Raw genomic sequence first — 21,405 nt, 5'->3', positions numbered from 1 at the left:
GTATATCCTACTCCTCAGCATTGTCCAAAATAAGCATTTCCTCATAATTGATCGCCTGCAATAATCCAAGAACAGTGCCGCTTGAGAGTTGATCGGCTTCTTCCAACTCTTGAATCCCATCCCGCCTAATCTGTACGCTTCGCAATTGAACAAGTTTCAGTTGATGTAGGAATTCGACTTCCGAGTGCTCGCTGAACCGCTTGCCTTCGCRCTTCTGCATGCGAGCATAATGTTGGATAACGAGCAGCGTCTCTAACTGATGCTTCGACGACTTCACGTTGCGAATGGCCGTAACCGCTGCCTCTTGCAGCTGCTTCTCAATCGATTGCAGCTCTTCAAACATCTCGGTGACGGATCTAAATTTCTCTGGAAGCCCTTCTCTTCGGTGCTGTTGAATCTTGCGGTTCATCAGGCTCAGCTTTAATCTAACCCAGAGATACTGCAGCCTTGCAAGAAAGAACGATTCCGACTGCGGCTGATGCAATAACGTAAATACGGACTGCAATTGCGGTGAAATTACACCTTGCGCAATCAACTCAGCAAGCCTTGCGGCTTCGGCTGTTCGTCCAATTTGTTGAAGTTCACGAATGTAAGACCCCGATACTTTGACCGTCCCATAACAGTCCATCCGAATTTGCTCTTCCAGCTGTTGAACAACCGCGAGAGTCGCTTCCATATTCTCCTCATTCTTCTCCGATTTGAGCGCTTGAATCGTTTTCTTAGCCAGCTGAATACTTGCTTCTTTCAATGACAACGCTTCATGGTCGGGGGTTGCCGCGGTTACTGACTTTCCGATAAACGGCATTGCGAAGGTAGCAGCTAACATACTGATCAAGATCACACTAGCCGAAATAAACAAAATGGTATGGCGCAGCGGAAATGGCGTCCCATCAGATAATTCAAAAGGAATCGATAAAGCTGTCGCTAACGTGATCGTACCGTGGACGCCGCAGAAACTAGCCGCAAGAGCAAAGCTCCTCCTGCTCGTATAGGTATTCGGCTCTGTCGTACTTTGATTTGAAGGAACGAACTCATCGTGGAAAAGGTAGACCCAGATGTACCTAGCCGCAAATAGCGCCGCGAAGATCGCAACGGCTAATCCAAGCTCTTTCAAGATAGAAGCCTCGCCACTATGCACTAAACCTGTTATAACCTCTGGCAGCAATAAGCCAAGCAAGGCAAATACAAGTCCATTTAAAATGAAGCTTAACACTGACCATGTATTGGTCGAGATGATGTGCAGTTTGGTCGTTGTTTGCTGTAACCGATCACGTTCTAACCCGTGCACAATCCCCGCAACAACGACGGCTAAGATGCCTGAAACATGGATTTCCTCAGCAACCATAAAAATCACGAACGGTGTCAGCAACTGAATGGTGACGAGCGAGTTGACTTCTTCCAGCCCTTTTTTTCGCAAAAAGAGTCTGAAATTCACCAAAACTGCCCCTAGTACGAGTCCAACGATAATGCCGCCTATGGCGACAAGCAGAAACTCCCAAGCTGCTGATCTAACCGAGAAGACACCTGTCATCACAACGCCCAGAGCTACTTTGAAGGAAACAAGACCTGCCGCATCGTTAAGCAACGACTCCCCCTCTAGGATCGGCATTAAACCTTTTGGGAACGTCCTTCCCCTCGTCATCGACTTCACAGCAACGGCATCTGTTGGAGACATGACGGCTGCTAGAGCGAATGCGACGGGTAGCGGCATCGCGGGTATCAGATAATGAATAAAATATCCAATACCTATGACGGTAAAGACGACAAGCCATAACGCCATAAGCAAAATGGGTTTGCGGTACTCCAGCAATTCTTTGCGTGAGATGACACGACCATCTCCAAATAAAATGGGCGCAATGAGACAGACCATAAAGGCTTCTGGTTCGAAATCGAAATCCGTAGGAACGAATGGCAGCCATGACACTAAAGCGCCTAAACCAATTAAGTAAAAGGGCAACGGGATTCCGGGAAAGCGCTTATTGAGCAGTGTAGCTGTTACGATTACTGCTGCCACAATGAATAAAGGCAACAAAAGTTCCATCAAAACATGCCTCTCTTTCATTTCCTTGTAGAGGGAATTATTGGGTAGCATCCTCTATAATCCCTTGTTCTATTCTAATAGAAAAGGAGCAGTCAGAACATCCTGACTCCCCCTTAATTTTCCTTGCATAGAAAACCACTCAATACCAACTTGTAAACACAGAAGAAGTTCCATAAGCTAGCGGCACCGCTGCTCCCATCATCACGATCGGTCCCCACCAAGTGAACATCGAGATGCCCGCTACTAGGCTAATAACCATCATCGCCGGCAGCACTAGGATCGGAATGGCTGTCTGAATCGCTTGGTGTTTCATCGGATCTTTAATCGGGAATAAAGATAGGAAGGGTGTCGTCAGTTCATCCTTGCAGAACGATTTGCGCCAGAAGACCAGCATGACCGCCGCAAGAACCCAGACGAGAATTTTAATTGCACCTGGCAAAATAAACAAAGCTCCGCTGATAACGACAACAAACTGAATGGATTGCCGCCATTGCAGACCATTTCGGAAATACGATTTCACTAGCAGCTCCGCAATGCCTGTGCCAGCTCCCTTCCCTTTGAGCAACCGCTGCGACCTGCTGAACAGAAGCGGGTAGCGGCGGGTTGGCTTTCTTTTGCGCTCCATCACACGGATGAGCATGAGAGAAACGATTCGCATCCGCGCATCGCGTTCTCTCGCGACATCCGCGAAGAAGGTCCCTTTTTCACGCAGCCGCGTCCGAGTTAGAAGATAGAATGTTCCGATCAGCACCAAGATGACAAGCCAACTGTACAGAAGTTGATCCCTGATCTCCACGACTAACCATTGGAAGACGAATACACCGACTGCAAAAATCACAATACGCAGCAACCATAGTAGGAATCGTTGGAAGCGAAGCGCTAGCAATTGTCGAATGAGGCCGATGTTTAGCTTCACTACATAGGTCAACAGCCAAAAACACACGACCTGCGCGATGCTAAACGCGTAAACAGGCACTAATAGTGGTAGGAAAAGAAGCGTAGCAAGCAACGACGTAACCCCTTGCAGCACCACCGAATACCGATAGCCAAGATGCATGAGATGTCGAAACCAGCCTTCATTTTGCCGGAGAAACAACTGATCTCCTTCTTCAACAAAGTAACGCAACGTGCCCAGCCATGTGAACATGTAAAAAAGGGTAGCCACGGTATGTATGGATATCCCGCTTAACCATGCAGGAGGCGTCATGTACCACGCATAATAGTGATAGCCCGCCACGATCAGCAGAGGAATGACGAAATAAATGGCGATGACCCAATCCACAGCCATGCGTAAAGCTCGATACTGGAATTTCAAATCCGAACGTACTCTGCGTGTAAATACCTGAAAACTGCTGTTCAAACCGCTCTCGCCCCCTCTCATAGTAAGGAATGGAAGCAGTCGAATAACGTAGCATCCGGCATGTCGCATTGTTTTTGAATGTCTTGCAGGGTTCCGTTCGCTACCAATCTGCCACCCGAAAGCAGTACAAATGAACTGCAAATCCGCTCCGCTGTATCTAGTACATGGGTACTCATCAGAATGCCTGCCCCACGCTGCCGTTCCTCTTCTAGCATCCCCAAGAAATCCTTGATCGCCTTCGGATCTAGTCCAATGAAGGGCTCGTCCACGATATACACATCGGGTTTATTCAAAAACCCAAGAATGAGCATGATCTTCTGCTGCATCCCTTTGGAAAATTTCCCAGGCAATTGATGCTTCTCATCTAATAGGCGGAACCGATGCAAGAGATCGTCAGCACGCTCTAAGAACACGGTGCGGTCCAACTCATATACCGATGCCGCGAACTCCATATGCTCCCACAACGTCAACTCATCATACAGAATAGGATGCTCGGGAATATAGGCGTAGCTTTTGTTTTCACCCATGAAGGAGATTTTTCCCTTAAAATCCTTCAACAACCCGAGTAGGCTCTTGATTGTCGTGCTTTTGCCGGCACCGTTCGGACCTAACAATCCCACGAGCTCCCCTTGCCTCACTGTAAAATGAATCCCCTTAATAATATCCGGCACCTCATCGTAGCCGGCCTGTTCAATGTATACATCTAATACCGCTAATTGTTCATCTGACATTCCGCGACTTCCCTTCCATCCTCATCATGTAACCTATTCACATTGCTTTGCCATCATCGTATCATGAAAGTTTGCCCAAAGTATGAAATTTAGATAAAAACAAGAAAAAACCTTTAAGCGCGGTCACCCTTAGACGAGCGACCGCGTTAAAAGTTTATAACAAATGGAGCTTACACAATGTTCCCTCACTTAACCACTTGTACCCCTCTCGCCGATCACTAACTGTATAAACTACATTTATTTTTTGGTAATTCAGTATAAATAAGTAATTAAATGTAAAATGTACAGCTAATTTAGCCAAATTCCCTACTTTCGAACCAAATGAGTTCAATTAGCTGTAGGAAATCCTGTTATTCTTCAAAAATACGAAAATCAGCTTTTATTACCTGTAGAGAATACATTTATTTCACCATTGAAGCTACTTAGGCTAGTTGAGTCAGGATCGGCGGTGGCAGTACTAGGACTGGTATGAGGATGATGGGCACGGTAGGCACGGTGGGTACAATGGGTATGATGGGTATGATGAGTATGCAAGCTGCAGATGTCACTTCATTATTCCGCTCTAAAGCATCGCATCTCGCTGAACGTCCCTTATCTCCTGCACCTGATAACTATTAATGATGGCCGCCGCAAACGTTACGCGGTTGTTCTGAAAAAAATGATACAACACACGTGCCTCGGGACACTCTTCGTCATATCGTGGAAAGTTCAAAAAATCATCCGCCGTCCAACCTTCGCCACGCAAACTCTCAATGGACTCAGCAATTTTACTAGGAATGATTGGCTTTAGAATCGTTGACATCGAAACACTCCACCTTTTCACTAGATTTCTCACACTCTAGTAAAAGGATACCCAACTCTAGCACAACCTAAACTAGCTTCCCCACTTAAAACTCCACATAGCTCGTCACGGATTTACCCGGCAGCGTAACCGTAATGGCACCGCCTGTCACGGCAATATCCGTTAATTTGGCCAAATCCTCCGTGGCACTGGTGCGTCTTCCGGACACATTAGCCAACGTCAAACCGCTAATCGTTGTTGTAATCGCCGACGTGCTGTTATTGATCAGCACAACAGATGCGCGCCCCGTCCCATTCTTCCCACCAATAGTAACAAGGTTGCTGTCGCTCGAGGATGCCAGAATGCGGGTATCGTCCGGACGCAGGTAACGGCTGAATTGCCCCATGACATAGAGTCTTTTATTCACTGTGTACGTATTATTAGCCCCTAGATTAATGAGACCTTCACCGGAGGTACTTGCAGCCGGATTGACCACCCACCAGTACAGCCAGCCTCTCTCGCCTCGCTTCAAATCAGCGGCAATCATATTCGCCCACTTCAACCCATCCGTGATGCTCGGATCGTTGGCGGTTTGGAAATTGCTAACCTCCGTCCCGATCAACGGTTTACCATAATGGTTCACATCAACATACGTACTATAATCGTGGACCGAGACAAAATCCAGCTTCGCCCGCGTCGCCTCACTGAAACCGTTCATATAGTTGTTCGAAGCGGTTCGATTTGAGCCCTCTGGCGCCCCAACCAACACGCCTTGATTCAAGCTGTGAACCGCATCAGCAACCTTCGCAGATACTTGATCCAGTTCACTGGTCGTATACTGCGCCGACGCATACGGCGTCGCTAAATCGGGTTCATTTTGCACACTGACCCATTTGATATTGAACCCGAATACATTCCGATATTGATTCACATACGTCTTCATGTAATTGGCGAAATTATCGTATTGCGAGGTGCTCAGATGGCCGCCGTTGTTGGGCGAACCATTCGTTTTCATCCAGCCGGGGGGACTCCAAGGCACCGCATAGAACTGATTCATCCCGCGATTCTTCGCCTCTTGGGCGAACCATCTTTGATGCAGATCCGTGTTCCAATCCGTTACACCTGAAGAAGGCATGAACGTCGTTTGCACAGCATCCTGCGCAGCCGTATAGGGGTTGATCTCCATCCTGACGATTGACAACCCTGCGTTAGAAGCATCCGTGCGGAACAGTTTATCTAGAATTTGCCCTTGTGTTGTTGCATTGTAATTCGTTTTCAACTCATTCACCGGGTGATTGGCTGCAGCACCGAATCCCCAAATCGTTTGGTACGTCGTGTCTTTGTACAGCGTCACCGTACTTGCTGCCAATGCTGGGGGAGCCACGCTCACCAACATCGAAATCGCTAACCCAATTACACCATAAACCTTCTTTCTGCGTGAAATCATTCTGCATGCACCTCATTTCTCAAATTTGGCCCACGTTCAACCTCCCTAAATTTATACTGAAATCGCTTTCAACACACTGAGGTAAAAAGGTTATTTACTGCACGAATGCGATGCAAATACGGCAAGGTGCTTACTCTGCTCCCGATTCGTGCTTGCTCTGTGCCTACTGCGTCCTTGCTCCACGCCCACCCCTCACCTTAATCCCCTTTAAACCGGTCCTTATATTCCATCGGGTTCAAGCCATGATATTGTTTGAAGATACGCGAGAAATGAATGCTGTTTTCGTACCCAACCTGCAGGGCAATTTCGTAACTCTTCAAGGAGGAAGTGAGCAGCAAATCCCGTGCTTTGCGCATTCGAACATTGACGCAATACGTCCAGATCGTCATCCCTGCCTGCTCTTTAAAAAGCTTCGCTAAATACGAACGACTCATCGCAACATGATCTGCTAGTTCTTGTAAACCCCAATTCTCTGCATAATGCTCTTCGATATACCGTTTGACTTGGTCGACGACGCTCTCCTTCTGCAGGTTCTTCGCCTTGCGTGCGCGATCCATCAGAATGTTCGCCGCTTGTTCCAACCTTCTTACCGCACATAGTCGGAAATACTGCCGCACATCGGAGTGCTTCAAGCTATGCTCGCCAAGCTCGACATCCTCACCTTCCTCATACTTCACGTGGATATCCTGCTTCTTCAACTCTTCGATGACAAGTGATGTCCATGCCATGGATAGCTCGTTTAGAATCTCATAGCGTCCTTCCACCCATGACTCCAACATCGCCAAGGTGTCGACGATAATCAGCGGCTGCCCGTGCAAATAAACGGATAACACCATCTCCAGCCAGCTGTCCAGCATCGGCTTATAGACGGGCAGCTTGTGTAGCAGAAGCTGATTCGCCTCATTACGCCGGCTGCTGCGGATGCGAGCATTGGCTTTCTGGACAGCCTCTTGCAAGAGGCTGCTATCCGTAGGCTTCAGGACATAATCGACGGCGCCAAGCTCAATACTCTTTTTGGCATATTGGAAATCATCATAGCTTGAAATCACAATACAGATCATCCAAGGATACAGCTGATTAATCTCTTTCATTAATTGCAGCCCATCTACGAGTGGCATCCGAACATCCGTCATGCAAATGTCTGCGTAATGATCCTTGAGCCAATCCAGCGCTTTTTTGCCATTCGGGAGCGTTCCAGATACGGTAACTCCTTCCATTTCTGACACTTGTATCGACAGGCTTTCACGGATGAGATCTTCATCGTCTACAATAATTAGTCTGTTCATCTGATTGCGCTCCCCTTTCTATGTATCCAAACTATCTTGTAATGGCAATAAGACTTCAACAACCGCTCCCCCAGCGAAGGGATCATTAAAGAATGTAATCTTAGCTTCCCCCCCATAAAACATATGCAAACGGTAAATCAGATTCGATAGTCCGACTTGATTGTGTCTGTACTGATGGGCGTGTGAATCTGCTTGCTCTTGCGTTAATCTGACTAACGTCTCCGCCGAGAATCCAGGTCCATTATCAGCAACTGTGAGAAGCAACTTGTCCCCCTTGTCCCCCTGCACGACTTCCCCGCGAATATGAATATGTACGGATTCTCCCGTCGTTTCTCTCCCATGCTTAATACTGTTTTCCACCAGCGGCTGCAGAAGTGCTTTCGTACAGATCGCCTCCAAATGCTCCTCAGGCACCTCAATGCTATAAGTGACTTCATCTTTGAATCTGACTTTCATAATGGTCAAATAATTCTCCAAGTGCTTGATCTCTTCTTTGAGAATCACTTGCATATTCTTGAAATCCGACGTGTAGCGCAGCATATTGGAGAGATTAACAGCTACATGACCAATATGCGATTGCTTCGCAATGACAGCCATGGAATTGATCGTTTCGAGCGTGTTGTATAAAAAATGCGAATTAATTTGCGACTGAAGTGCCGAAATGACAGCCCGATGCTGCAAAACACGCGTCTCCGCGTGATCATGAATGGATTGCTCCAAATGGCCGAGCAGATTATTAAAGGAAATACTCAAATCAGCGACCTCATCGACTCCTTCTACCTCAGCTCGCAAATGGAAGGAGCTCGTCACTTGCATCGCTTTCATCATTTTACGCAAGCCTAGAATCCGTCTTGTAATGGAAGAAGCTGCAAAATAGGTGAGCAAAACCGAAATAATTAAGGCAGATATCGCAATAACAATCGTGACATTTCTCGTGTAGTTAATACTTTGGGCAATTTCTTGATAGGGAAGAATCGCAATAATTTTCCAGCCCGTCATCTGAATCGTTTGAAAAATGATGAGCTCTTTTCCCGTCTTGTCAAAAACAGAGCCCTCCTGCTGACCTTTGACCGCTTGCACAATATGGTCATCCATATGCCCCATCACCTCTGTGGAATGAGAATGATGAATAATCGTACCGTTCTGATCCATGACGACAGCAACGCCCGAGTTTGCAATATCAATTTGTGACATGACACTCTGCGACGGTTTCAGTGAAATATCGATTTTGACATAACCGTTGCTCAGTTGCTTGAAAAGAGTCAACACGGGGATCTTCATTTTCTGATTCGCCGCATCGATGTAATTCTCAGAAATGCCGGTTATAAATTTAACCTTCTCATAATTGCCGCTTTGGGCGAAATAAGGTTCATTTTTGATCGAGTATTTCAAAGGAAGGGCGTATGTATTGACGAAATGCTGCTCATTCCCGTTAGGGTTATATAAAGAGACGGATAATACCTCTGGGTATTGCAAAAACAAGCGATTCAAATAATTATCCTTAATCCTCTCATAGGTCCGAATGAGCTCAGAAGACACATTTGGTGAAGATACACGCATCCAATCCCGAACTTCAAGGCTGTTGCTTAGCATAAGGAAAGCCAGCTCATACTCGGAGTAGTAACGGTTTAAGTTCATATTTGCTTGTTTGAGAATCTGCATACTTAGATGATCAATATCCTTACGGACAGAACTTTTCGTCTGGATATAACTAGAAATACCAATGGTTGATACTGTAAAAATAAGAATGGTGACAATGATGGAGATGAGCCTCCATTTCAGGGAACGTTTCAGGCTTTTGACCATATAGTTAATCAAATTGATCTCCCCTTGTAGACAGACAGTAATGTGCCTAGAGTCTGGTAGTTAAATAATATGCCCAATTTCAGTCCTGAGCAATGAGGTAAGCGTTTTATTCACTGCAGGAATCGTACTTTTTTATTTAAAATACGACAAAAACCGCGCCTACGAATAGGCACGGTTGACGTACTTCAATTTATTGGTAGATAAATTGGAATAATCTGTACAACATAACGGCAGTTTCAGCTCTGGTCGTATTCCCCAGTGGATTCACTTTGCCGGCGTTGCCTTCGACTAAACCTTGCTGAACGAGGGAATTAATGGACTGGATCGCATAAGGAGCGATGTCGGCTCCATCCGTGAATTGACTTGCCTTATTCGCCGTAGGTAATGATTGGTTCACTTGAGCCAAGGCTCTCGTAATCATAACGAACATATCCTGACGAGTGATATTCGCTTGCGGGTTAAAGTGTTGATCGTCTACACCATTGGCAATGCCGAGTTTATTCGCGATGCCAATAGCTTTCTCATAATAAGCACCTTTCTGAACGTCCGTGAAATGCGCCTCAGACGCCGCTTGTAACCCAAAGGTTTCGACTAGTAATTTCGTGAAGTCTGCTCGTGTGATCGTAGCCGTCGGATTGAACGCTTGAGCCGTAACCCCTTGAATAATCCCTTTGGCAGCAAGTGTTTCAATGGCTTTCTGCGCCCACATAGTGGAAGCGAGATCCTGGAAAGCTGGCTTGTTGTAGGAAACTGCGTACCTACTGAAATGATTCGTGCTGAACTGAATCATGCCAGTAGCAGCGTTGTAGCTGCCTGTCGGTACAAGCTGCGCTTCACCCTGTGCGTTCACGTACCAGACATTTAGCAACTCAGGATGAGCTTTCTCTTCTGCAGATAGAACGTATGGAATGCTGACGGATACGAGAGCATCCCTGTTCTCGAATTTCACCGGTTGGCCGGATGCCGTGACTTGTAGGTCGACGACGATTCCTGTTTTACCCTTCAGATCTGTTTGTGCCGGCAGCTTATCGATCGAAATGTTGATCGTAAGCGTAGACTGCCCTGCCGCTGCTGCGTTATTAGCAAACATGTTGCTAGGTAGAACAACTGTGCCAAGTACCGTTGAAATTTCAAGCCCATGCTTTGAGGCTTGCTGTGTCAGATACTCCGTTGGCAGTACAAGTGCGTAGCTGTTCGCTCCTGCGACCTGCGGAACTTGCAGAGTTACCTTCGAATTCGTGCCACCAGCTTGTGCGTCCATCTTCTTAAAAGCTTCTTCCAGTGTTGTTTTATCAATAGTTGCAATGGCTTTCCCATCTTTTGTTGTTACGCTGGATGCTGGGAAAGTAATTTTCGCTTCCCCGTCGCTGACTGTAATCGTCGGCTTCTCAGGTTCTGGCTGCGTCCCTGTCCCTGTAGATGGCCCAGTTGGAGCAGGAACAGCTTGTGTTCTAATGTTTAAACTTGGACCGCTTGTTGACCAGTTGTTCGCAGCATCTGCCGCTTCAACCTTGAAATCATAAGCGGTATCAGCGGTCAATCTCGTTACTTGCCACGTCGTGTTTGGCGTAGTGGTAACTGCGTTGCCATTCATCAGCAGTTTATATTGGGTTACGCCCACGCGGTCAATCGCTTGGCTCCATGAGAGTTGAACCGAATTCGATGTCACTGCGTCTTCTGTCAACGCGCTGCCAGCTGGCCATCCTGGCGCTGTTGTGTCCGTTGGAACAGGGATTTGCGGATCATTTGTGCTCGGTCCGAAGACTGTCGTGTTGCCTAAGAAGTCCTGTGCTTCTACTTTGTAAACGGCTGCGTCGGTATCCTGCAGCACAATGCTTGTTGCTCCCGCAACAGAAGTCGCAAACCCGCCATTGCGGTATAGGTTATACTGCATAATCCCAACATTGTCCACGGCGGCATCCCACTCTAAGGTGATTTGATTACCTACCCTTGTCGATGTTATACGCGAGCCTGTCGGCCATTGCGGCGTAATTGTATCAGCTATCATCGTACCTTCATAAACTTGCAGCGGTTCGGAGACGTTCCCAGCTTCGTCCACAGCTCGGACCTTAAACATATAAGCGGTTTGTGCCTGTAATCCGTTGATGAAATAACTTCGAATATCTTTCGATACTTCGATGATCATTGAATCACCTTGCTCGATCCGGTAGCTTGTGACGCCTGAATCATCCACTGCCACAGGCCAGTTCAACTGAAGGCCATATGCGCTGATAAGCGTGGGATCCAGCTTACTTCCGATGCTCCAAGTTGGCAGCGTCACATCTCCAGCAAGTGTCGCCGAAGATAGTACCGAGCTGCTCACTGTGTTGCCTGCTGCATCGCGTGCCACGACATGGAACGAGTAAGTAGTTCCCGGTGTCAGAGCGGTCACCGCATACGTTGTATCGGTCACGGTACCCAGCAGCGCAGCACCCTGGTAAACATCGTAGGCCGTTACACCGTAATTGTCTTCAGCGGCTGACCAATGCAGGTTTAGCGCTTTGCGGCCCACATTTTGTGCAGTCAAACCTGCGCTTGTCGGCCATAATGGACTGACCGTATCGACGGCAGGCGTCGTGAATGATGCAGATGGCCCGTTGGTTGATTCTAACGCGATATCTACAGCCTCCACCTTAAAGGTATAAGCCGTCGCAGGCGTTAAGCCATTCACCTGATAGCTGTATACATCCGATGCAACGGTCGCAATTGCCGTACCATTCTGGTACACCTTATAGCGGTTAATACCGGAAAGATCTTGCGCACTTGGCCATGTTAGGGTCGCCGTATGCGGGGCAACTTGTGTAACCGCCAAATTCGCGCCTGTCCATGTCGGTGCAGTCGTATCCGTTGGAAGTTCTTCCGTTCCGAGCGTTAGATAAGGTCTAAATGCGACATTTGCTCCTGTCGCTTCCTTCGAATAGAAATCGACGTTCTGATCAAGCCAACTATCGTTTTGCAGCTTGAAGCTGATCGTCCCGTCGCCGCTCTTCTCTGCAGCAGCTTGACTGGTCACATTGAATTTCTTCCAATATCCAGCATTCCGCACAATTGTACTGCCGATCAGCGAGCCATCTACAGGCTTGTTCTGCCAATTGATTGACGCCCCACCTGCATCGCTTACTTCTCTCCAGTTGTCGCCTGTATTGTACAGATCCATACTAATGTCCATATTAGCCGTCTGAACTGCAAAAACGTAGAGATTCAAGGAAGCATCGTATACATTACCTGTGACCGAAGTCAGCGGGAATTTTAAATACGCTCTCCGGTTGTTACCTGTATTTTTATTCGCATCGCTACCCGATACACCGCCCGCATTCTTGAAGCGCAAATAATCCAAATTGTTAGTTGTTCCCGCTTCACCTAGCGTGCTAGGCGCTTGGATGAACGCATCAGCGCTCGGATAAATAACCGTCGACTTGCGAACTACGCCTTGATACGTCGTAACCGAAACGGCTGGTCCGTTCGTTGACCTGTTTCCAGCGGCATCTTCTGCTTCAACACGGAACGTGTATGCCGTACCGGCAGTCAAGTTCGTCACCGCAAAGGTTTGTATGTTGCCAGCGACAGTTGCAAGTAACGTATTATTCGCAAAAATCTTATAGCCTGTAACACCAATCTGATCAAAAGCTGCCGTCCAATTCAAATTCACGCCATGGTCGGCCAGCCCGCTGTATGTTAAGCTCCGATTAGCCGGCCATGTCGGACGGACTTCATCTGGTCCTGCTTCGGTTTTCACCGACAGCCCAGGACCTGTTATTGACCAGTTATCTTTGCCATCCCCCGCTTCAACCCTAAATACATGCGTCGTATTCGGTGTTAAGCCGGTGATGGTAAAGCTTTTCGCCAAAGCTGGCAGCGTCACAACCTGCTTACCGTCTTGGAACACACGGTATGCGGTCACTCCACCGCTATCTTGCGCAGTGTTCCAATTCAATTGCAGCCCCGTCGTCGTCACATCCGAAGCGGTCAAGCTTGCGGCAAGGTCCCACGTCGGTGCTGTCGTGTCTTCTACGCCCAGCGTACGGAAAGTCACGATGGGCCCGCCGACCGACAAATTACCATCGCTGTCTTTCGACTCTACGCGAATCGTATACAGCTTGTTAGGGTCCAATCCTACGAGAGTATAGTTCGTTCCGCTCACATCAGCCCAGATTTGCCCATTCACATAAATCCGATAGCCATCCGCACCATCATTATCCACGCCATTTGGCCAGGAAATCTGTGCACCGGTTTGACCGAGATCGGCAACCTCAATCGCAGAACCTTTATTCCAACCCGGCAGTTCACTGTCTACACCAGAAGTTGTGGATGTCTTGATCGGCTGACTAATCACGGACGTGTTGCCTTGTGCATCCAACGCTTGAACAGTGAATGAGTAACTGTGACCTGGCGTTAAGCCCGTGATGTCATAGCTGGTCACGTTCGCTGGTACCTGCTTCACCAACTCCCCATCCTTGTAAACCCGATAGCCGCTAACAGCTAGATTGTCATGCGCACTTGGCCAAGTTAAGCTGACCGACGTTGGAGACGTATTGGAAGCACCAAATGTGCTGCCATAGGGCCATACTGGCGCTGTGATGTCTGCACTCGGAACAGGTAGAGAGACTGGTACAAATGTTTCTGTCGTTCCACCTTGTGATGGTGCTCCCCATACGACTGAAACTTTATTGTCTCGACCCTGCAATAAGGAAGCTTTTACCGTCTGGCTTACGCCGCCACGCGTTACGATAATGTCATAGTCCCCATAAAATCCACGTGTTTGAAACTGACCATCGGCATCCGTTGTACCCATCTCGTTCGTCCACCATGTCCCGTAGATCAAATTGCGCCATTGCTCGCCTGAAGGCTTTAATGTCCAATCGGATCGGAAAAGCGGCGCATTATTCTGCCAGTGAGCCCCGTCCCAGAACCCCCACATCGTAAACGACTTCACATTGGGATGGCTAAAAGAAGCAAGCAGAATATCTCGAGTAAATTTCCCCTGGATATCTTCTTTGGGCGAGTTTACGTCAAATTCCGTAATTGCGATATCAGGCGCATACTGTGTGAAATGAGTAAGTTGATTGTAGAAAGCCATCGGACTCACCGGCGTACTGCCGAAGTGCGCCTGAATTCCGATACCATCTATCGGAGCGCCATTATCTTTCATCGATTGCAAAATACCTGAGAAATTCGCAATCACCGGCGCATCTACGCCAAGAATTTGCGTTTCATTGACATAAAGCTTAGCCGCAGGATCAGCTTCTTTGGCCATTTTGAACCAATTCGCCATCAGCGCGCCTTGGTCTGTGTACGTACTTCGGATCATACTGTTCAGAACAGGCTCATTCAGCACGTCCCAGTTATACAATCTGCCTCTGAAGAAACCGGCCAGTTCATGAAAATGATCCTGAATACGCTTCTCAAGCGCCGTCTTATTGCTCACAAGACCTGGAATATCTGCCGGTAAGCGAGTCGCTCCATCCCATAGCAAGGCATGTCCACGAATATCAAAATGATTGGCGCCCAACCAATTGTAGAGATCTACGGTTTTGCTACGGTTCTCCTCCCACTTAGGCCATTTCATCTCATTTTCCATGACGACAGAATTGAAATTTTCCTTAAGCTTGGTTCGATACGTTTCTGCATTCGCATCCGTACCATTAATCATCGTGCTATTGACAGCCGTACCAAACTTGAAGTCATGCTTCGTCATCTTCACTTGAACAGCTGCGCCTTGGATAGGATGGCCATCAGCGTCCTTCACTTCGACTTGCATATCCCCTTTGCGAATCTGCTCGATACGTTGATTGGCTTCTGCACGCCATGGCGCGTCCTCTTCCATTCCTTCGTATATGACCGGAGTGCTTGGTAACCCATCAAATGTAATCGCTTTCTTATAATTCACCACTTTAAGATTGGCGATTTCGATCTCCTGGGGCTTATAGCCAAGACGGAAAGCAATCTGTGGTGTGTTCGCTTCCATCAACAATGCCGCTTTAATCGGCACAAGAAATTTCTTCCACTGCGTAGGAACCGTTAACGTCTCGGTAATCGACTTTTCGAAATTCCCTCTTTTCTCCATGACCAATGCGACTGTACCTTCAGCTGTTTCAACCGTAGATCGCAGCGTTCTTGCGTAAAATGTCGCCAAAATAACATCGTCTTTCTCGATGCTCGCTTCAATTGGGAGTACATATTGTAAAAGATAAGTACTAGCTGGCTGCACGTTCGTCGTAAAACGTAATGCTTCTGTAAACGACTGCCCTTCAACCGTTGAGCTTGCAACCGTTCCGTACAACGCTGCCYCCGGATTGAGCGCTGCTCCCTGCTGTTTAAGATCAGAAATCAGCACTTCACTGCCAGGCAATGCCGCCAGTTCCTCTTCCGTCAGTGCTTGCGCCATGGACATATTCGGTTGGAACGGTACAACCAGCATCGTGCCGATTAACAGGAGAGCAAGTAGTCTTCCCATTTTCCCCATTCTCATCATCATCAATCTCTTCCTTCCTTTATTCACATCCATTATCGATAAAAGAGGACCCACCTGAGCGAGTGTCTTACCAGCTTCAGATGGGCGTGTCTCTAGCAACTACCTTATTTCTTACGGTTTGCGTTATACCAATCAGTCAATTCCTTGATCGCTTTGTCTCCACCTTGTTTCTTCCAATTAGCCACGTACTCATCGAAGTAATCCACCGGCTTCTCGCCGAGAATAATTTTCGCTGCTGCTTCTTGGAAAGAACCTCTGTACTGCAAGTCAGCATTCTTCGTCAGCGTATCAATTGGCGGCATTCCTGCAGTTGGGTTGGCAATACCMTCTTTACGGGACGTATCGATCGTTTGAAGAAGCTTGTTGTAAGCCTCATCGTTGTTAATCAACAACTTCTGAGCTTGCTCATTAAATCCATGCATTTGGAACACAGCAGAACGCCATTTCAAATCTGTATCTTTATCTGCCAAATATTTAATCGTGCCGCCTTCTTTGGTGTAAGATTGCCCCTCAATACCTAACTCTGAGAACAATTGACCTTCATCTGAGACGAGCCAATCAAACATTTTTACAACCGCTTCTGGATTTTTCGTATCCTTGTGTACAATGAAAGTTTTAAGTACTGGTTTCTCAACACGTCCTAGTTGACCTGTATAGCCTTCTCCTCTTGGAGTAGCGATGCCGATTACGTTAGGCTTTTTGTCTGGCAATAATTTGGTTAGATCCTTTTGCCATGAATCCCAAATACCTAATACGACGTGGTCCCATGAGCCAACAAGGTCGGACTTAATTTTTTGATCCCAAATTGCCCTAGTGTTCGTCAGGAATTCCGTATCAATCAATTTTTCTTTATACATCGTGTTGAGCATGCCTAATGCCTTCTTCATATTCGGATTCACATAGCCAGGCATAACTTCACCATTGTATAGGCTGTTGGAATCCAAGTTAACGCCGTACATACCGAAAACGTTATCCGCCCACTCAAATTTCTCACGGGAGGAGAAAGGAATTTCATCTTTTTTGCCATTACCGTTCGGATCCTTATCGCGGAAGGCTCTTAGCATATCAAGAAATTCTGCCGACGTTTTCGGCTCCTTGATGCCCAATTTATCCATCCAATCTTTACGTACATAAATCACACGTTCAGATGGCGCATTTCCTGCCGCAGGCTGTGGAATGGCTAAGATTTTACCATTGATCGTCACAGCGTCCCAGGCAGATTGCGGGATATTTTTCTTCAAATTAGGGCCATACTTATCAATTAACGGCTTCAAATCCAGCGCTAATCCATTGGTAACAATATCCGAAGTTTCGATTCCCCAGACCATATGTACATTCGGGATATCACCAGAAGCGAATTTCAGCTTCAGCTGATCTGCGTAGTTTTCATGAGGCAAGAAAGTAATATCCAAATCTGTATTTGTTTTTTGTGCCAAATATTTCACAGTAGCTAGGTCCATCGATTTACCAGAAGGAATTTGTTGTGCGTTATTGGATACGAACATCGTGATTTTCTCAGGCGCAGCAGGCTTTGTACTTGCCGTTGCACTTGCACTCGCTGCTGGTGCTGTTGAAGCTGTTGTCGTGGAACCTTTATCGGATGAACATGCGGCCACCGCCGTGGATAAACATACAACACATGCAAGCGTAACCATTTGTTTAAAATTTACTTTCATTTTTTAGACCCTCCCTAGTAGGCTTCTTCATTATAAATTAGATAGTTCGCATACATCATCTGGGTAATACTGGCTGGACCTATCCCACCTCCTGATCAGAATATGAAGTTAGCACGTCAATTCCTTATTCTTTAACCGAGCCTAACAAGGCACCTTTGATAAAATGCTTTTGCAGGAACGGATAGACAATAATAATCGGGATCGTTGCGATCACAATCGTCGCCATTTGCAATCCTTGTGGCGTTATTGCGCTGGATAGCTCCATTACCGACTGTCCGCCGGCAGAATCCATATCAAATTGCGAGATCAATTTATACAAATACAACTGCAAGGGCTGTAATTCCCGGTCTGTAATATAGAGCAATGGACCGAGGTAATTATTCCAATGTCCCACGGCATAGAAGAGAATCAATGTCACATTGATTGGCATCGATAACGGAGCCACAATGCGCCACACGATTCGGTACTCCGACATACCATCCACCCTCGCCGCTTCAAACATTTCTTCCGGAAGTGACCTCATAAAGGTGATGCACAGCATCATATTGAAGGCGCTAAGCGCACCTGGAATGATTAATGACCAGATCGTGTTGAGCATGCCAAAGCTTTTGACTAAGATATACATCGGAACCAATGGTGCCTGGAAGATCATCGTGAAGATGATAAAAAGGAGAATCACCTTGCGGCCGCCTAACCACCCTTTTGAAAGTGGATAGGACGTTAGAATGGTCAGCAGCATATTGATCGCTGTTCCTATCAATACAATTTGGACCGTAACACCGAACGACCTCCAAAAAACGGCATTCTTGATAACAAATTCATAGTTATGCAGATTGAATCCTACAGGCCATAGTGCCACTTCGGAATGAATAATGGCTTCATTTGAGCTTAACGAGCCTGCAATTACATTTAATAACGGAACTGCTACAGCCGCACAAAAGAGCAACAATAGCACAGCATTTGCAGAATCAAATATTACTTCTCCAATAGATCGTTTAATTTTCATCGTGTATGTTTCACCCCTTTAGTAAAGCCCTTCTCCTGTTGTCCATTTACTCACGCGATTGGCGATGACAAGCAATAGAAAACCTATGACTGACTTAAACAACCCAACGGCTGTCGTTATACTGTACTGTCCTTGCAGAATCCCTGCCCGATACGTGTAGGTATCCAAGACATCACCCGTCTCCTGCGTAGCTGGATTAAGGAACTGATAAATTTGCTCAAAACCTGAATCTAGGATATGACCTGTTTTCAGCATCAATAGAATCATGATGGCAGGCAGCATGCCTGGCACCGATATATGTAGAAACTGTTTCCAACGATTGGCCCCATCCATTTTGGCTGCCTCATACAACGAAGGATTAATTCCTGCTAACGCTGCGATAAAAATGATGGCATTCCAGCCCATTTCCTTCCAAATACCTGAAATGATAATGATGGATCGGAAGTACTCCGACTTCTGAAGAAACGCGACGGTATCACCACCGAAAGCCGTAATCAAATGATTCACAAGACCCTGCGTTGGCGAAAGCAACATATACGTTAGTCCGAAAACGATCGTCCATGATAAAAAATGTGGTAAATACAGCACCGTTTGCGTGATTCGCTTGAAAGCCATCGTTCGCACTTCATTGAGCATGATCGCCAGAAGGATCGGCAACGGGAAGGCAAACACAATTTGATATAAGCTGATTAACAGCGTATTTCGGAGCAGTCGTCCGAACTTGTCGTACGTGAATAGTTGATGGAACCACTTGAACCCAACCCATTCACTTCCTGTGAAGCCTTTGAAAATGTTGTAATCCTGAAAGGCAATGAAGCTCGCCATCAGGGGTACATACTTGAACACGAGGAAATACAGCAGTCCAGGAATCAGCATGATATAAAATGCCCGATGCTGCAGGACGTATTTCCACCAACCTTTTTTCTTTTTTGCTTGGGTTGACCGCTGAACAACCTCATTCACAGTAGCGGATTTCATCTGCTCTCACCTACACTATCTATTTGTCTTATGTGTTAATTATAGGTTTCAGGGCATGGGACCAACAATGAGGGCGGATGTCGATTTACTGTAGTAAAAGTCTTTTTGTGGGGGCTCGTAGCCACACTTTAACAACGTCATAACTTAATTCCACCTCTACAACTGCAACATAACAACATATTAGCAACTCCCTGCCACCACAAATTAACAACACCTACAGCCGCAACTCAGCAACTCCTGCCACTCACCTCACCACCATAACCTAGAAATTCCCAGCCACCACAAATTAACACACCCTACAGCCGCAACACAGCAACTCCTGCCACACACATTACCACCATAACCCAGAGATTCCCTGCCGCGCACATTCCAATCTCCCCTCGCYTCCCTGTGGAAAATAAATGGAATTTATACAGTTAAATCTTGCTGATTCATCTGTTTATTGCATATAGATGGAAATTATGTAGCTAATTTCGCCAAAATCGATAGTTCCCTCCGGAATGGCTCGAATTAACTGGAGGAAATACAGCTATTCGCTTAAAAGGCGTGTTTGGCGTGAAATTAGATGTAGGAAATCCAGTTATTGTTGCTGGAGTGCTGGAGGGAGCGACGTGGAAACAACGCAAAAAAGAGCTGTCCCCAGCAGTTATAGCTGCTGAAAGACAACTCTTTGATCAAATTAACCAGACCTACCAGAACAACTCGCCATGCCCGAGCAACCGGGAAAGCCCCTCTACGAAGTAGTAGTCGCCGTAGATGAGCGGCACGTCGATGTTTTTCCCCTCTGGATAGTGGCTTGTACCGTGGGTGACTAACCCTTCTTCAGTTTCGGAGTCCCACGCACCGTAGTTCGTGTACAGCGAGTGCAAGATAAGCTCCCCCGCTTCGCGGTAGAGGGATGCTTCTTGGCCGTTCACTTGCTCCGCGATCAGGAGCAAACCGCAAGCCGCACACGCGCCTGCCGAGGAGTCGCGGTACGCTGGAATACCATCTGGCAAGCGGAAATCCCAATGTGGCACATGATCTTCCGACAGGTTCGCCAGGAAGAAATGCGCAGCACGCTTGGCCGCATGCAAATACTTCTCATCGCCAGTGTACTTGTAGCTGAGGCTCATACCGTAAATCGCCCACGCGGTTCCACGCGACCAGGCCGATTCCGGCGCAAACCCTTGCCCACCGTTCACTTCGAGCTTTTCGCCGGTGGCAGGATCAAAAATCACGATATGATTCACCGACCCATCGGGACGAATAAAGTGCTCGACCGCCATATCCGCATGCCTTACCGCGATTTCTTTGAATCGCGGGTCGCCTGTAGTCAGCGTAGCCCAGTGCAGCAACGGCAGGTTCATCATGCAATCGATAATCGCCCAACCTGCATTGTCCTCGCCTTCGCGCCAAGGATTCCACGCACGAATGTAGCTGCCCTTCACATTGAAACGCGCTGCGAGCAGATTCGCCGCGAGCAAAGCGCGGCGCTTGGAATCATCTGCACCAGTTAACTTGTAGCGTGCAACACTCGTCAGAGTCCACATGAATCCGATATCATGATCCAAGCGGTAGTAGTCAGTAACAACTTGATCGAGCTGCTGTTCACAGGACTCGGCTAACTGCTTCAGCCCCTCATCCTTGGTATCACGATATAATAACCACAACAACCCAGGCCAGAAGCCCGCTGTCCACCAATAAGCAGGCTCCAGTTTATACTCTCCGTCTATACTTGCATGTGGGAACCCATCACCAATGCGTTTACTTGTTTTGTCTACTTTAGCTACGGTTTGTGCCCATGCTTCTTGAGCCCAACCCTTCTGAATTGTTGTCATC

The 21,405-nt window shown here is 47.2% G+C and carries 12 protein-coding genes; all 12 read right to left on the bottom strand.

The annotated features are described in order from the left end of the window. Positions 1 to 7: 7 nt before the first annotated feature. The 12 genes from AB4114_RS25845 to AB4114_RS25790 all read right to left on the bottom strand — a co-directional run bounded on the left by AB4114_RS25845 (position 8) and on the right by AB4114_RS25790 (position 21,404). Positions 8 to 2,041: a Na+/H+ antiporter gene (locus AB4114_RS25845; protein WP_441991036.1), complete on the bottom strand. Its 2,034-nt coding sequence runs from the start codon at positions 2,039 to 2,041 to the stop codon at positions 8 to 10. A 139-nt stretch (positions 2,042 to 2,180) separates the two neighbouring features. After that, on the bottom strand, positions 2,181 to 3,401 hold the full coding sequence (locus tag AB4114_RS25840) for an ABC transporter permease (RefSeq protein WP_441991035.1): 1,221 nt from the start codon (positions 3,399 to 3,401) through the stop codon (positions 2,181 to 2,183). A gap of 17 nt (positions 3,402 to 3,418) precedes the next feature. Beyond that, the gene (locus AB4114_RS25835; RefSeq protein WP_057308850.1) at positions 3,419 to 4,132 is read right to left on the bottom strand and encodes an ABC transporter ATP-binding protein; all 714 of its coding nucleotides are present in this window, start codon (positions 4,130 to 4,132) and stop codon (positions 3,419 to 3,421) included. A gap of 562 nt (positions 4,133 to 4,694) precedes the next feature. Then, a complete protein-coding gene (locus tag AB4114_RS25830) occupies positions 4,695 to 4,934 on the bottom strand; it encodes a hypothetical protein (protein ID WP_441991034.1) in 240 nt (79 codons plus the stop codon). Between the two features lie 85 nt (positions 4,935 to 5,019). Then, a complete protein-coding gene (locus tag AB4114_RS25825) occupies positions 5,020 to 6,360 on the bottom strand; it encodes a glycoside hydrolase (RefSeq protein ID WP_441991033.1) in 1,341 nt (446 codons plus the stop codon). Positions 6,361 to 6,557: 197 nt separating this feature from the next. Continuing rightward, a complete protein-coding gene (locus AB4114_RS25820; RefSeq protein ID WP_441991032.1) occupies positions 6,558 to 7,646 on the bottom strand; it encodes a response regulator transcription factor in 1,089 nt (362 codons plus the stop codon). An 18-nt stretch (positions 7,647 to 7,664) separates the two neighbouring features. Continuing rightward, complete coding sequence (locus AB4114_RS25815; RefSeq protein ID WP_441991031.1) at positions 7,665 to 9,464, bottom strand: cache domain-containing sensor histidine kinase; 1,800 nt, start codon at positions 9,462 to 9,464, stop codon at positions 7,665 to 7,667. Positions 9,465 to 9,642: 178 nt separating this feature from the next. Further along, a complete protein-coding gene (locus AB4114_RS25810) occupies positions 9,643 to 15,927 on the bottom strand; it encodes a fibronectin type III domain-containing protein (protein ID WP_441991030.1) in 6,285 nt (2,094 codons plus the stop codon). A gap of 101 nt (positions 15,928 to 16,028) precedes the next feature. Next, entirely contained in the window at positions 16,029 to 17,600 is a 1,572-nt protein-coding gene (locus tag AB4114_RS25805; protein ID WP_441991029.1) for an extracellular solute-binding protein, read from the bottom strand. 124 nt (positions 17,601 to 17,724) lie between these two features. Further along, a complete protein-coding gene (locus tag AB4114_RS25800; RefSeq protein ID WP_441991028.1) occupies positions 17,725 to 18,606 on the bottom strand; it encodes a carbohydrate ABC transporter permease in 882 nt (293 codons plus the stop codon). Between the two features lie 18 nt (positions 18,607 to 18,624). After that, entirely contained in the window at positions 18,625 to 19,584 is a 960-nt protein-coding gene (locus AB4114_RS25795) for an ABC transporter permease (RefSeq protein ID WP_056623360.1), read from the bottom strand. Positions 19,585 to 20,273: 689 nt separating this feature from the next. Next, a complete protein-coding gene (locus AB4114_RS25790; RefSeq protein WP_441991027.1) occupies positions 20,274 to 21,404 on the bottom strand; it encodes a glycoside hydrolase family 88 protein in 1,131 nt (376 codons plus the stop codon). Position 21,405 lies beyond the last annotated feature (1 nt).

It is taken from the genome of Paenibacillus sp. 2RAB27 (assembly GCF_052115445.1).
Taxonomy (GTDB): Bacteria; Bacillota; Bacilli; order Paenibacillales; family NBRC-103111; genus Paenibacillus_E.
Note: the sequence above shows the minus strand (reverse complement) of the source record. Positions and strands in the feature narration are given on the sequence as shown.